The 12,894-nt window shown below is 67.5% G+C and carries 10 protein-coding genes and 1 pseudogene; 3 read left to right on the top strand and 8 right to left on the bottom strand.

Annotation, left to right across the window (positions count from 1 at the left end; all coding sequences use genetic code 11):
- Position 1: 1 nt before the first annotated feature.
- On the bottom strand, positions 2 to 1,099 hold the full coding sequence (locus DBZ45_RS02200) for an EAL domain-containing protein (protein ID WP_111902346.1): 1,098 nt from the start codon (positions 1,097 to 1,099) through the stop codon (positions 2 to 4).
- 166 nt (positions 1,100 to 1,265) lie between these two features.
- Positions 1,266 to 2,198, bottom strand: a complete 933-nt coding sequence (locus DBZ45_RS02195; RefSeq protein ID WP_111902345.1) for an aminodeoxychorismate lyase — start codon at positions 2,196 to 2,198, stop codon at positions 1,266 to 1,268.
- 96 nt (positions 2,199 to 2,294) lie between these two features.
- Between DBZ45_RS02195 and cls the strand changes: the two genes are divergently transcribed.
- Positions 2,295 to 3,767, top strand: a complete 1,473-nt coding sequence (gene cls, locus DBZ45_RS02190) for a cardiolipin synthase (RefSeq protein WP_111902344.1) — start codon at positions 2,295 to 2,297, stop codon at positions 3,765 to 3,767.
- An 18-nt stretch (positions 3,768 to 3,785) separates the two neighbouring features.
- Here cls and pabB read toward each other — a convergent pair whose 3' ends face one another.
- The 5 genes and pseudogenes from pabB to DBZ45_RS02165 form a co-directional block, all read right to left on the bottom strand.
- Complete coding sequence (gene pabB, locus DBZ45_RS02185; RefSeq protein WP_111902343.1) at positions 3,786 to 5,855, bottom strand: aminodeoxychorismate synthase component I; 2,070 nt, start codon at positions 5,853 to 5,855, stop codon at positions 3,786 to 3,788.
- Between the two features lie 116 nt (positions 5,856 to 5,971).
- Positions 5,972 to 6,496: pseudogene (locus DBZ45_RS02180) on the bottom strand (low molecular weight protein-tyrosine-phosphatase); the annotation flags it as partial.
- A 116-nt stretch (positions 6,497 to 6,612) separates the two neighbouring features.
- On the bottom strand, positions 6,613 to 7,236 hold the full coding sequence (locus tag DBZ45_RS02175) for a LysE family transporter (RefSeq protein ID WP_111902342.1): 624 nt from the start codon (positions 7,234 to 7,236) through the stop codon (positions 6,613 to 6,615).
- A gap of 63 nt (positions 7,237 to 7,299) precedes the next feature.
- Positions 7,300 to 8,112 carry a methyltransferase domain-containing protein gene (locus DBZ45_RS02170; protein WP_111902341.1) on the bottom strand — a complete coding sequence of 271 codons (813 nt, stop codon included), beginning with the start codon at positions 8,110 to 8,112 and terminating at the stop codon, positions 7,300 to 7,302.
- 52 nt (positions 8,113 to 8,164) lie between these two features.
- A complete protein-coding gene (locus DBZ45_RS02165) occupies positions 8,165 to 8,683 on the bottom strand; it encodes a MarR family winged helix-turn-helix transcriptional regulator (RefSeq protein WP_111902396.1) in 519 nt (172 codons plus the stop codon).
- Positions 8,684 to 8,837: 154 nt separating this feature from the next.
- Here DBZ45_RS02165 and DBZ45_RS02160 point away from each other — a divergent pair, with 154 nt between their 5' ends.
- A complete protein-coding gene (locus tag DBZ45_RS02160; protein WP_111902340.1) occupies positions 8,838 to 11,018 on the top strand; it encodes an MMPL family transporter in 2,181 nt (726 codons plus the stop codon).
- A 27-nt stretch (positions 11,019 to 11,045) separates the two neighbouring features.
- Here DBZ45_RS02160 and DBZ45_RS02155 read toward each other — a convergent pair whose 3' ends face one another.
- The gene (locus DBZ45_RS02155; RefSeq protein ID WP_111902339.1) at positions 11,046 to 11,984 is read right to left on the bottom strand and encodes an NAD-dependent epimerase/dehydratase family protein; all 939 of its coding nucleotides are present in this window, start codon (positions 11,982 to 11,984) and stop codon (positions 11,046 to 11,048) included.
- A gap of 151 nt (positions 11,985 to 12,135) precedes the next feature.
- Here DBZ45_RS02155 and DBZ45_RS02150 point away from each other — a divergent pair, with 151 nt between their 5' ends.
- Positions 12,136 to 12,855 carry a TetR/AcrR family transcriptional regulator gene (locus DBZ45_RS02150; RefSeq protein WP_111902338.1) on the top strand — a complete coding sequence of 240 codons (720 nt, stop codon included), beginning with the start codon at positions 12,136 to 12,138 and terminating at the stop codon, positions 12,853 to 12,855.
- Positions 12,856 to 12,894 lie beyond the last annotated feature (39 nt).

Raw genomic sequence — 12,894 nt, 5'->3', positions numbered from 1 at the left:
CTCAGGAGGCAGGGCCGCTGGCGGCCGTCTCGCTCTCCGAACGGATCCAGGCATTCCAGTCCAGCGGGTGGACGGAGGGCCGGCCCAGCAGGTAGCCCTGCGCTGAGGTCATCCCAAGCTCGGTCAGGGCAGCAAGTTCCTCCGGTGTTTCAACTCCGTGGGCGCCGATCACTGCGTTGACGTCGCCCGCGAGCTCGACCATGGCCGCAGCACGCAGCCGCTGGCCCGGCGAGCTTTCGATGCCCGCAACGAAGGACCGGTCCACCTTGATGATGTCCGGGTTGAGCTCAAGGATCTGGTCCATCGACGTGAAGCGGTGCCCGGCGCCATCAACGGCAACCCGTAGCCCGGAGCGCCGCAACGGAGCAAGGGCTGCCGTCAGTGACGGGTACTGGTCGAGGGGGATGGGGCCGTTCAACTCAATGATGATCCGGCCCATGGCCAGCTGGGAATGTTCCAGCATTCCTTGGATCCGAGGATCGGTGCAGGTGGCCGGCGTCAGGTTCACTGCGACGAACATGTGGTCGGGCACGGCCTGCGCCGCAGTGAGGGCCCGGTGCAGCGCCGCCACTTCTAGCTCGGTGCCCAGCCCCACGGATTCGGCCTCGTTGAACCAGTGGTCCGCGCTGGCGCCGTCGTCGCTGACGAACCGGGTCAGGGCCTCGACCCCGATCACGTGCCCCTCCGGAAGCCGGCGGATCGGCTGGAACGCGGTCATCAGCATCTTGTCCGCGAGGATGGCTTCAATCCGGTTCCTGCTGCGCCGGGTGAAGGGCACCGGCTCGGGAACGGTCACGTTCTGGGAGGAGGAGACTACCGGGATGGCGCCGTTTTCGGCGTTGGCCAGTTCTGTGGTGGCGGTGAGGTGCTCGAGCAGCACGTGTTCGGGATTGTCCGGATAGGCCTCGAACAGGGCACGCAACTGGGCGCGGGGCCGTGCGCTGGCCGGATCTGTTTCGGCGAGCAGTTCGGTAATGATCTGCTGGGCTTGCCAGCGCACACTAAGTTCCCCCATGTCCCCCGGCAGCGCTGCCTGGGCCCCCCAGCCCGTGGGTAGTGAGTTTGTCAATGCGTGCAGGGAGTTGTCATCCCAAGACATCGGCTATTCCTTTATACGTACTCATTCCGGCTGAGCCCGGAACCAGGCCACATGCCATCACCGCCGCGGGACGCGGGCAGTGGCCGTGGAAGAAGACTACAACGCAGGGCACCGGCTTGTCCCTGCTTTTTTCGAACGGTGCCTTTTCGTTATACGGGACGTCCGGCTACTCGATTCCGGCGAACAGTTCGTTCAGCTCGGCGGTCAGCTGCTTGCGGAGTGCCGGCGTGCTGATTTCGCGGCCGTCGATGTGATTGACCGGCGCCAGGAGGCGGATGCTGGAAATCAGCCAGACGGCGTCGGCGTCGGCCAGGTCCTGGGGCTTCAGCGGGCCGTAGCCAAGTTCCCAGCCGGCGGCCTTGGCGGCGGCGAAGAGGGCGCCCTGCGACGTTCCGGGGAGAATGCCGCTGTCCAGCTGCGGCGTGACGAGGCGCTTGACTGTTGTTCCGGCGTCGTTCTTCTCCACATTCGCCAGCAGCACGGTGGAGGTGGGGCCCTCCAGCACGCGGCCGTCCGAGGACGTGAAGATGACATCATCCGCCCCTTGCTTGTGGGCATGGCGCAGCGCAGCCATGTTCACCGCATATGACAGGGTCTTGGCGCCAAGCAGCAGCCACGGGGCGCGCTCGGCCGCATCACTGTCATAGCCGCGGTCAAGGAGGATCACATCGATGCCCGTCTCGCGCTGGCGCCGTCCGGCGACGGCGACCGGGGAGACCTGAACCCAGCAGGTGGGGGCGGAGGCGCCCTCGACACCGCGGGTGACAATGAGCTTGACCACGGCCTCGTCCAGCTCCGGGGAGGGCGCCGGGTTGTCGGAGCGGAACGCCGCGACGCCCGTCTCGACTGCACGGCGCCAGCGGTCCGGCCCCGGAATTTCAAGGTCCAACGCCTGCGCCGAGCGGGCCAGCCGGTCCAGGTGGGCCTGGATCTTCCGCGTGTGGCCGGCGACGGCGAGCATGGACTCGAACACGCCGTCACCGCGGGTGGCACCCAAATCAGTGGCCATCAGCTGCGGCCTTTCGGGGTCGGCAATCCGTCCGTTCTCATAGTCCGGATCCAGGAACACCAGCACTGTGTGGGAGGTACGAGACGTCATGCCTCAAGCTTAGTGCGGCCGGTGCCCGATAGGCTGGCATCACCGCTCCATAACGAATGGCTGCGAAGGTAAGAAATAACGGGGGTTTCAACTGTGTTGTGGCCATTTCCGCTGGCGGAAACACTGCCGGCATGGCTGATCCTGCTGCTCAGCGGCGTGGATCTGGTCATCAGGGTCCTGGCCGTGGGCATCATCCCGGGCAACCGGCGGCCCACCACGGCCATGGCCTGGCTGCTGGGCATCTTCTTTGTGCCGGCGCTGGGGCTGATCCTCTTCCTGCTCTTCGGCAACTTCAAGCTGTCCAGACGCCGCATCGAGCAGCAGCAGCTGGTCAACGAGCGGGTCCGTGCCGGCAGCGCGGCGCTTTCCGACGTCGCCAGTGAGTATTCCGGCCCCGAATGGGTCCGGTCCGCGGCCGAACTCAACCGCCGGCTCGGGTCGATCCCGCTGGTGGACGGCAACCAGGTGGAGCTGATACCCGGCTATCCGGACTCCATCCGCGCCATGACAGAGGCCGTGCGGAAAGCCAAGCGGTTCGTCAACGCCGAGTTTTACATCATGAGCACGGACCACGTCACGGACGACCTCCTCACGGCCCTCGAGGAGGCGGCGGACCGCGGCGTCCAGGTGCGAGTGCTGTTCGACCACATCGGAACCCTGCGCGTGAAGGGGTACAAGAAGCTTCTGAAACGGCTCAAGGCGAGCCGCATCCAGTGGCGGCGGATGCTGCCGCTGCTGCCCATCCACGGCCAGTGGCGCCGGCCGGACCTGCGGAACCACCGCAAGATCATGGTGATCGACGGCGAAGTCGCGTTCACGGGATCGCAGAACCTGATCGAGCCCTCCTACAACAATCCCAAGCACCGCAAGGCAGGCCGGGAGTGGATCGAGCTGATGGCCTGCCTGCGGGGCCCGATCGTTCCTACGCTCAATGTTGTCTTTGCCACGGACTGGCTCAGCGAAACGGACGAGTCACTCGAGGACCAGCTGCAGGTGACTGCCGAGCCCTTGGCGGGCGGCGTCACGGCCCAGGTGGTGCCCAGCGGGCCCGGCTTCACTACCGAGAACAACCTCCGGCTCTTCAACACACTGATCTACTCGGCGCAGCACCGGATTTCCGTCTGCAGCCCCTACTTCGTGCCGGACGATTCCCTGCTCTACGCCATCACCACGGCGGCCCAGCGCGGGGTTGACGTGGAACTGTTCGTCTCCGAGAAGGGCGACCAGTTCCTGGTCCACCACGCCCAGCAGTCCTACTACGAGGCCCTGCTGCGGGCCGGCGTCCGGATCTACCTCTACAAGGCGCCGTTCGTGCTCCATGCCAAGCACTTCACCATCGACGACGAAGTGGCGGTCCTGGGCTCCAGCAACATGGACATGCGGTCCTTCTCGCTCAACCTGGAGGTGTCGGTGATGCTGCTGGGTGCAGACGCCGTCAACAGCATGCGCGCGGTAGAGGACACCTACCGTGACATCTCACACGAGCTCAGGCTTGAGGACTGGATGCGCCGACCCCTCGCAGCAAGGTACGTGGACAACGTCGCCCGCCTCACGGCCACGGTCCAATAGCGCCCGGCCACTGAAAACTCACTCCGGGAAGGTGGAACCCAGGGTGGAGAGTACGCCGTAGGCCTTGGTTCGAATTTCCTCGTACTCGTCCTGCGGCACGGAGTCAGCCGTGATGGCGCCGCCGACGCCGAGACTGAGCCGGATCTTTTCGCCTTCGCCGCCGTTCTGCACCACCAGGGTGCGGATGGCCACCGCCAGATCCGTGGCCCCATTCAGCGAGAAGTACCCGATGGCCCCCGAATAGACTCCGCGCGGACCCTCCTCCAGCCGGTCCAGGATGGCCATGGTGCTGACCTTCGGCGCCCCGGTCATGGAGCCGGCCGGGAAGCAGGCAGCCACCGCCTCGGCCCGCGGCGACCCCGGCAGGAGAACGGCGTCGATGGTGCTCACCAGCTGGTGAACCGTGGCGTAGCTTTCGATCTCGCACAGCCGGCTGACCGTGACCGACCCCGGTTCGGCGAAGTGGCTGAGATCGTTCCGGAGCAGATCCACGATCATGATGTTCTCCGCCCGGTCCTTGAGGGACGTGGCCAGGTCATGACGGAGGGCAGCATCGGTGTCCGGGTCAGCAGCCCGGCGGCGGGTGCCCTTGATCGGCTCGGCGCGCATGCCGCCGTCGGACGCTATCCGCAGGAAGCGCTCCGGTGAGGTGCTGGCCACCGTGAGGCCGCCGAACCGCAGGTAGCTCGCGAACGGTGCCGGGTTCCGCCGGCGCAGGGCAAGGTACGCCGCCCACGGGTCGAGCGCCGGCACCTCTGCCGCGAGGGTGGTGGTGAGGCAGACCTCGTAGGTGTTCCCCTCGGCGATCTGGTGCTGGGCCTCGGTGATCTTGCGCTTGTAGCTCGCCTCGCTGTCGCGGCCGGCAAATGCCGGCGCCTTGCCATGGGCCGCTGGAAGTACGACGCCGTTGCTGCCGCCGCCTACAGGGGCGCTAGCCACAGCGTCAGTGACCGCATCTCGGGCGCGGTCGAGCCAGCCGGCGGCGTCCGGCGCGTCGAGGGCAAGCAGCCACACCGTGTTGTCCGTGTGGTCCAGGACCACGCCCCGGCCGGCGAAGATCAGCCCAGCATCAGGCGTGTCCGCGGGGATGTCCTGGCCGCCGGTTTCACGCTTCAGCTCATAGCCGAGGTAGCCCAGCCAGCCCAGTGCGAAGTCGCACGGGTAATCTTCCGGGGCGCGCACCGCCTTCCGTCCCCACACCGTCTCCAGCCAGCGGAAGAACGGTCCGGACACGTGGGCCGTGGCGCACCCGGCGGTGACCCGGGTGACGCCGGAATTGTGCAGGACGGACTGGCCGAACGTGCCGCCGTCGTCCGCCAGAATACTGAAGCGGCTGCGTTCCGCGGCGGGAGTTTCCCTGCCGGGACCGTCCGTGCCGGCCGTGCGCAGGGAGGAGTCCAGCCAGACCGCGTTGTCGGACGTTCCGTACAGCGCCCGGAAGAGCGCGGCGGGATCGGGGCTGGCGTCGATCCGTTCGGACAGCAGGCGCAGGCCGCGCCGCGCGGACAGTTCGGGAACCAACGCTGTGGTGAGCGCCGGGAGGTAGGTCAGCGCCTGCAGGGCGTCCGCGGGGGCGGTGCCGTCGGCGCGGTTGAGGACCCGGACATGGGCACGCTGCGGGATGTCGTCGGCGGCCAGGAGCTCCGCCTCCTGGCTGGCCCACTGGTCCCAGAACGGCCCGTACGTCTCGCCGTCACGTGCCAGCGCGCGGGTGCGGCGCTCGCCGTCGGAGGCGTCCGCCCAGATGACGGCGTCCAGATGCGGCCTGGCGGCGGCTGCAGCTGCGCCAACGCCCTCGACGATCACGATCTCGGCGGGAAGGGTGACCCGCGGGTCGCCGTCGTTATTGTTTTTCCAGTCCCAGCTAACCCACGACGCCGCTTCGCCGCGGCTCAGGGGAGCCAGCACCGTGGTGACGTAGCGTTCGATGCCGGCGGACAGCCCGTCCCAGCCGGGATAGATGTCCTCCAGATGGAACAGTGAGACCTTGTGGTGGTTCCGCAGCGTGGCTGCGAGTTCGATGGCCAATGTGGTTTTACCTGCGCCGGACCGCCCGTCAATGGCGATGATCACAGGTGCGGGGGTCATGAAATAGAGCGTACCTGCTGGCTGTCCTGAACCTGGACGTTGTGAAGCGGGCGGCTGCCGGCAGGGTGGCTGTGGCGCTTGCCGTTGCGTGCCCGGCGGTCATCGATCCGGACCGGCGCCGCGTTGCCGTCATTCGCGATCGCGTCCTGCACGTAGCGGACGATGCCCGGGACCGCCGCCTGGACCTGGTCCCACACGGCCTCGAAGTCAGCGTGGCCGCCGTACCAGGGGTCCTCGATGCCCTGCTCCAGGGGATCACCGTCCGCCAGGGCGGGGTCGAAGCTGCGGAGCATGCGGATCCGGGAGAGTGCCTGGTCATCCGGGGCGGAGGCCCGGAGCCAACCGTAGTGGTCCACGTCCAGCGCCAGTATCAGGTGCCGCTCGGTGTACCACTCGGGGCGCCATTCCCGTGCAACGTGCCGGTCCGACAAAAGGTTGTGGGTGGTGAGTTTCCGTGCCGCCCGTGGGTCGATGGGACGTCCGGCCTCGTAGGCGGTGGTGCCTGCGGAATCGACGGTCACGAGGTCGCCGAGCCCGGCTTCTGCGAAGGCGGCACTCAGCATCAGCTCGGCCATGGGCGAGCGGCAGATGTTGCCGGTACAGACGGCGATGACGCGGTATGGGCTCGTCGTTGAGTTCATGGGCTAAGCATGGAGGATGCCGGCCCCGCTTGGCTAGTAAGTGAGCTTATTATCGACAACCCGCGTAAAGTTTGCTGGTTTTCCTGTCACAAGATTGCGCGGGAGGCGCTCCGGGGCTAGTGGATGAACGCCAGCAGCACGCCTACCGCGACGAACAGGACGCCGAAAATCCTGTTGAGCAGGGTTTGGCCGCGAGGGTTGTGGGTAAAGCGCTGGAACGATTTTGCCGCCGCTGCGAAGAAGAACCACATGACGAGGACGTCGATGAGGACCACGGTTGCCGCAAGCACCGCGTACTGGGGCAGGAGCGGGCTGGCGGGCCGGATGAACTGCGGCATGAAGGCCAGGAAGAACACGATGGCCTTGGGGTTGAGCAGGTTGACCCACAGGCCCCGGCGGAACATGGACCAGGCGGGCTCGTTCCGGAGTGCGGCAACCTTCTCCTGGTCCAGGTCCGGCTTGCGCAGGAACTGCCGGATGCCGAGGTACACCAGGTACGCGGCGCCGGCGTAGCGGATGGCATTGAAGGCTACGGGGGAGCCGGCAACCAGGACGCCGACGCCCAGGGCCACTACGATGACATGCAGAATCAGGGCGGCCTGCTGCCCGAGGATGCCCCAGATGGAGCGCTTGAACCCCGCGGTCAGCGAGTTGCTCATGGTGTTGATGGCGCCTGCGCCCGGAGTGAAGCTGATGAGGGCGCCGGCGCCCGCAAGGGCCAGCCACAAGGAGAATTGCACCCATCAAGTTTAGTCGGTCCGCGAGGTGGGCTGTGCCGCAAGGCGATTACGCCGGAGTGGGCCTCAGGCCCGGGCGATGACCTCTCCGTTGGGAATGAGGAACCAGCCGTCGTCGGTGGAGCCCCAGCGGTGCCAGCCGGCCGAGATGCGCGTGAGGTCTGCCTCCTGGGCGAAGCCGTACTCGAGGGCCTGCTCCGCGAAGGCCGAATGCAGCACGCGTTGGCCCCACACCCTGGCCTGCCAGCGGCGCTGCTGCCCGGTGGCGTAGAGCCAGTTGCTGCTGGTGGGCGCAACGTCCGTGAAGCCGGCGGCCTGGGCCCACGAGACCAGCCGGCGGCCGGCGTCGGGCTCGGCACCGTTCCGGCGCGCGATCCGCTGGTAGAGGTCCATCCACTCGTCGAGTTCGGGGATGGCGGGATACCAGCTCATGCCGTGGAAATCGGCATCGCGTACCGCCACGATGCCGCCGGGCCTTGCCACCCGCCGCATTTCCCGCAACGCCTCTACCGGATCCGTCAGGTGCTGCAGGACCTGGTGGGCGTGGACCACATCGAAGGTGTCGTCCTCGAAGTCAAGGTCGTAGATGTTGCCTGCCACAAACTCAACGTTCTCAATGCCGCGGTCGGCCGCCAGTTCGCGGGCGTGGGTGATCACATCGGGGGAGCGATCCAGCCCTGTCACTTTTCCGGGTGCGACCAGAATCGCGAAGTCGCACGTGATGCTGCCGGGCCCGCACCCGACGTCGAGCACTGATACGCCCCGAGTGAGGTGCGGGAGGACGAACGCGGCCGAATTTTCCGCCGTCCGCGAGGCATGGGCCCGGACCACGGACTCGTGGTGGCCGTGAGTATAGACATCTTCCGGCTGCGTGCTCATAGGGAAACGCTACTCCTTCTCAACATTTCGGGCAGGTAGCAGGAGGGGGCCGTTATGGCGCGCCGGAGGCCTCCTGGCTGGCTTGGACCGTGGCCGCGATCATCGCGTCCATGAACCGGGCGGCCGTCTCCAATTCCTGCTCCGTGAATCCGGCCATGGCCCTGCCCATGTGGCGGGCAAGGGGCAGGAACATGGCTGAGCCGTCGCGGTACGCCTTCTCCGTCATCCGGAGCTGCACCTGCCGCCGGTCCTGGCCTTCGCGGACGCGGACCAGGTGCCCGGAGCCGCACAGCCGGTCAATCAGCGCCGTGGTGGCCGGGGAGCTGAGGTTCAGCTCCTTCCGCAGGGTTCCCGGAGTTGCGACGTCGCCATTCGCTGCGTGCCGCATGACGGCGGCGAGGGCGTTGAGGTCCGTCCTGTGCATGTCGTTCCGGCCGCCGGCAGAGTCGACGTAGCGGTTGGCCTCCAGGGTGAACTCCTGAAGCAGCCGTACCAGGGGGTGCTGCGCGCCCCCTGGGGCGGAGGCGGCCGGCCCGTCGGGCTGCCGCGGGGTGCCAGGCTTTTCGGCCACGTCCACCTCCTCTCCTCAATGTTGCCTTCCGGAGTTTACCGCCCGGGAGCGCGCCTTCAGGGGGAAAGTAGCCATATCTCCATGGTAGAGATAGTTTATGATGGAACAATATCGACGACGGCCCGGATGGCTGTCGCGCCAGGAGGTCTTCCACATGAAGCAGGTAGCCCGCGCCTCGAGCATCCCGTTCTGGCTTCGGTGGCTCATTCCCGTAGTCCTCGTCGTCGGCTGGGTTGCCATTGCCGGTGTTGGCGGGCCCACGTTCGGCAGGCTGGATGAGGTCTCGTCCAATGACCAGGCATCCTTCCTGCCTTCCGGGGCGGAGGCCACCGAGGCCCGCGAGTGGCAGCAAAAGTTCCAGGACTCCGGCGAGGTGCCCGCCGTCGTCGTGATTGAAAGCGGCAGTGCCCTCATCCCTGCCCAGCTGGCAGCGGCCGCCGGCCTGAAAAGCAGGCTGGAGGACCTTCGGGTGGGCAGCACGGTGGTGGGCCCGGTGCCGTCGCAGGACCAGAAGGCCGTGCAGTACATCGTGTCCGTTGCGGCCGCTGAGCCGGCGGACGCCGTCGAAGAGTTGCGCAGCGAGATCCGCGCGTACGCGCCGGACGGGACGCAGACGTTCGTCACCGGTCCTGCCGGGCTCGCGGCCGACCTCACGGGGGCCTTCGCCGGCATCGACGGAATCCTGCTCCTCGTCGCGCTGGCTGCGGTGTTTGTCATCCTGCTTGTCGTCTACCGGTCCCTGCTCCTGCCGTTCGCCGTGCTGCTGACCTCGGTGTTCGCCCTGTGTGCCGCCATCCTGCTCGTGTTCGGCATGGCGAAGGCGGGCTGGATCCAGCTCAACGGCCAGAGCCAGGGCATCCTCTCCATCCTGGTGATCGGCGCGGCCACTGACTACGCCCTGCTCTATGTGGCCCGGTTCCGTGAGGCACTCGAGCACACGGCCAACCGCACCGACGCCGCGCTCACCGCCTGGCGCGCCTCCTTCGCGCCAATCCTGGCATCCGGGGCCACGGTAGCCGTCGCCCTGCTGTGCCTGCTGTTTTCCGACCTCAACTCCAACAAGGCGCTCGGCCCTGTGGCGGCCGCGGGCATCGTCTGTTCCCTTTTCGCGTCGCTCACCCTGCTTCCTGCCTTCGCAGCACTCCTGGGGCGTGCCGCATTCTGGCCGTTCCGGCCCAGGCTGCTGCCCGAAGAGGCGCGTGGGCCGCAACTGACCACCGGGCTGGAGGGCCAGCAGGGGCTCTGGCGTGCCATCGGAACGCTGGTGTCGCGGCGTCCCCGCATGGTGTGGGTGGCCTCTGTGCTCCTGCTGCTTGTGGCCTCGGCCGGAGTCCTGCAGCTGAAAGCCAACGGCGTGCCGCAGACGGCCGTCATCCTTAGCGCCTCAAATGCCGTCGACGGGCAGGATGCGCTGGCGCGCCATTTCGACGCCGGCAGCGGCAGTCCCGTCGTCATTGTGTCCAGCCAGGGGAACACCGCCGAAGTCCTGGAAAAGGTTGAGGCCACCGACGGTGTGGGGACCGCCTACCTGCTGGCCGAAGGCAACGTGCCCATCACGGGAGCCCCGGGAGCGCCCGCCCACCCGGCCCTGCGCGACGGCAGGGTGCTCCTCAACGCCACCCTCGACTTCGCCGCCGATTCTGACGCTGCGGAGAACGCCGTGGCAGCGATGCGGGCCAGCGTGAAAAGCGTTGACCCCGACGCCCTTGTCGGCGGCGTGACGGCCACGGCGCTGGACACCAACACCACGGCCCAGCGTGACCTGGCCACCATCATCCCCGTGGTTCTGGCGGTGATTCTGCTCATCCTCATGCTGCTGCTGCGGTCTGTCGTGGCGCCCGTCCTCCTCGTCGCCTCGGTGGTCCTTTCCTATGCGGCTGCGATGGGCGTTTCCGCCCTCGTGTTCAACAACATCCTGGCCTTTCCCGGAGCCGACGCGACGGTGCCGCTGTTCGGCTTCGTGTTCCTCGTGGCTTTGGGCGTGGACTACAACATCTTCCTGATGAGCCGGGTCCGGGAGGAGTCGCTGAAGCACGGGACCCGCCCCGGGATTCTGCGCGGGCTCGGCGTGACCGGCGGCGTGATCACGTCCGCCGGGGTGGTCCTGGCTGCTACATTTGCGGCCCTGGGCGTCATTCCCATCATGTTCCTCGTGCAGCTGGCCTTCATCGTGGCCTTCGGGGTGCTGCTGGACACCGTTCTTGTGCGCTCGCTCCTGGTACCGGCCCTGGCCTACGACCTGGGCCGGCTCATCTGGTGGCCGGGCAAACTCGGCCGGCATGATGTGCGGGAAATAAGCAAGGTGGAAGGCGCGGCGGAAGTTGCCGTCCGCTAATTTCCCGCCTGCGTCCCCACGGCTCGCTCAGCCAGCGGCGAGCTCGGAACGCCACCATTCCACAGTCGTCTTGGCTGCCACTGGCAGGGGAGTCGGATAAAGTCCAAACTGCTCCTCGCTGGCCGTTGAATCCATCACGAACGGCCGCTGGAACTGGTAGAGAGTCTCGCTGAGTTCCCGCATGTCAGCCGAGAAGAGCCCCAGGGTTCGCAGGACCCAGCCCGGCACCGCGCGGACCTTCGGGAGCGGCACGCCGGCCGCGGCAGCGAAGGTTTGCGCGATCTGACGCTGCGTGAGCGGCGGGTTGGTGGGTGCGTGCAGCACCCGGTTCCACAGCTCGGGCTTCCCCGCGGCCCTGATCATTGCCGCGGCCAGATCGGGAACGTAGGTGAAAGAATGCGGCTGGTCCGCGCTTCCCACCACCTGCAGCGGGCGACGGGCGAGGACGGCGGGCACCATGCGCTCGCCGGCGTGTGCCATCCGGACGCGGGGACCGAAGAAGTCGCCCGCCACCACGGACACGGTGTTCGCGGCGCTCTCCTGCCGCGCACGCAGCAGCGCCACGCGGATGCCGCGTTTGCCGCCCGTTGCCGCCCGCGGGCTGTCTTCGGTCATCACCTGTTCCGGAGTGCTGTAGGAGTAAAGGCTTTCGGGAAATACGACGACGGCGCCCGCCTCGCCTGCCGCTGCCATGACCGCCTGCTCCGCGGCCGGAAGCTCCCGTTCCCAGGCCGCGGCGCTGTAGGAAGAGCCATGGATGCAGTGGAAGACGGCGCCCGCACCCTTGAAAGCGTCAGCCAGCAGACCGCGGCGGGAGACATCCGCCTTCAGCTTCTCGACGTGCGGGTGGTCGGGCCCGCCGCCGGAGCGGGTGAGAACCCGGACGCGCTCGCCCCGCTGTGCCAGTTGCTCCGCCACCGTCCAGCCCACAGGGCCGGCGCCGGTGACCACATAAAGACCGGACATTGAAAGTTCTCCTTCACGGATGGACCCGGCGGGACCAAGTCTGGTTATGCGAGCACTGCTCTCGAAATAAGGATGCGACCACCGGCATGTCAAAGTCAAGAGCACTGCTCTCAATTGTTGACACTGCTCTGATTCGTGCCATGCTGGGCTGATGCCAGCCACCTCTCACGCCGGCGGGGAAATCCGCACACCGCGCGAACGGGCCCGGGCGCAGACCATCGCCGACATCATCGGGCTGGGCCGGCGGCATCTGGCGGAACGCGGGGCCGCCGCCCTCTCGCTGCGCGCCGTCGCCCGTGACCTGGGCGTGGTCTCCTCTGCCGTCTACCGCTACGTCGGGAGCCGCGATGAGCTGCTGACCCTCCTGCTCGTGGACGCCTACAACGATCTTGGGGATGCGGTGGATGCGGCCGTCAAGGCCGTCCCGGCCGAAGAGTTCAGGGGCCGATTCGCCGCGCTTGCCCGCGCTGTCCGCGGGTGGGCCCTCCGGGAGCCGGCGCGCTACGGCCTGCTGTTCGGCAGCCCCGTGCCGGGCTATCAGGCCCCTGCGGAGCGCACTACGGCGCCCGGCACGCGGGTGGTCATCAGCCTGGTGCAGATACTGGACGCCGCCCACCGGGCCGCCCGGCTTGCCGGGCGCGGGCCTTCCGCGGTTCCGGCGCCCCTGGCCGCCGACCTCGAGGCAATCCGGCGTGAGCTGGGCGTGGAGGTCCCGGATGCTCTGCTGGCCCGCGGCACCCTTGTTTGGGCGTCACTCTTTGGCGCTGTGAGTTTTGAAGTGTTCGGGCAGTATGGCGCCGGCACCTTCTCCGCGCCCGATGAACTGTTCGAGCACCATATCGCCGTGCTGGCCGATCTCGCCGGGCTGTAGCTCGTCCGCATTGCCGCTGCCGGCACGACGCGCAGGGCG

Source organism: Arthrobacter globiformis (assembly GCF_003261175.1).
Classification (GTDB): Bacteria; Actinomycetota; Actinomycetes; order Actinomycetales; family Micrococcaceae; genus Arthrobacter; species Arthrobacter globiformis_A.
The sequence above is the reverse complement of the archived record's forward strand: the minus strand, read 5'-3'. Positions and strand labels throughout refer to the sequence as shown.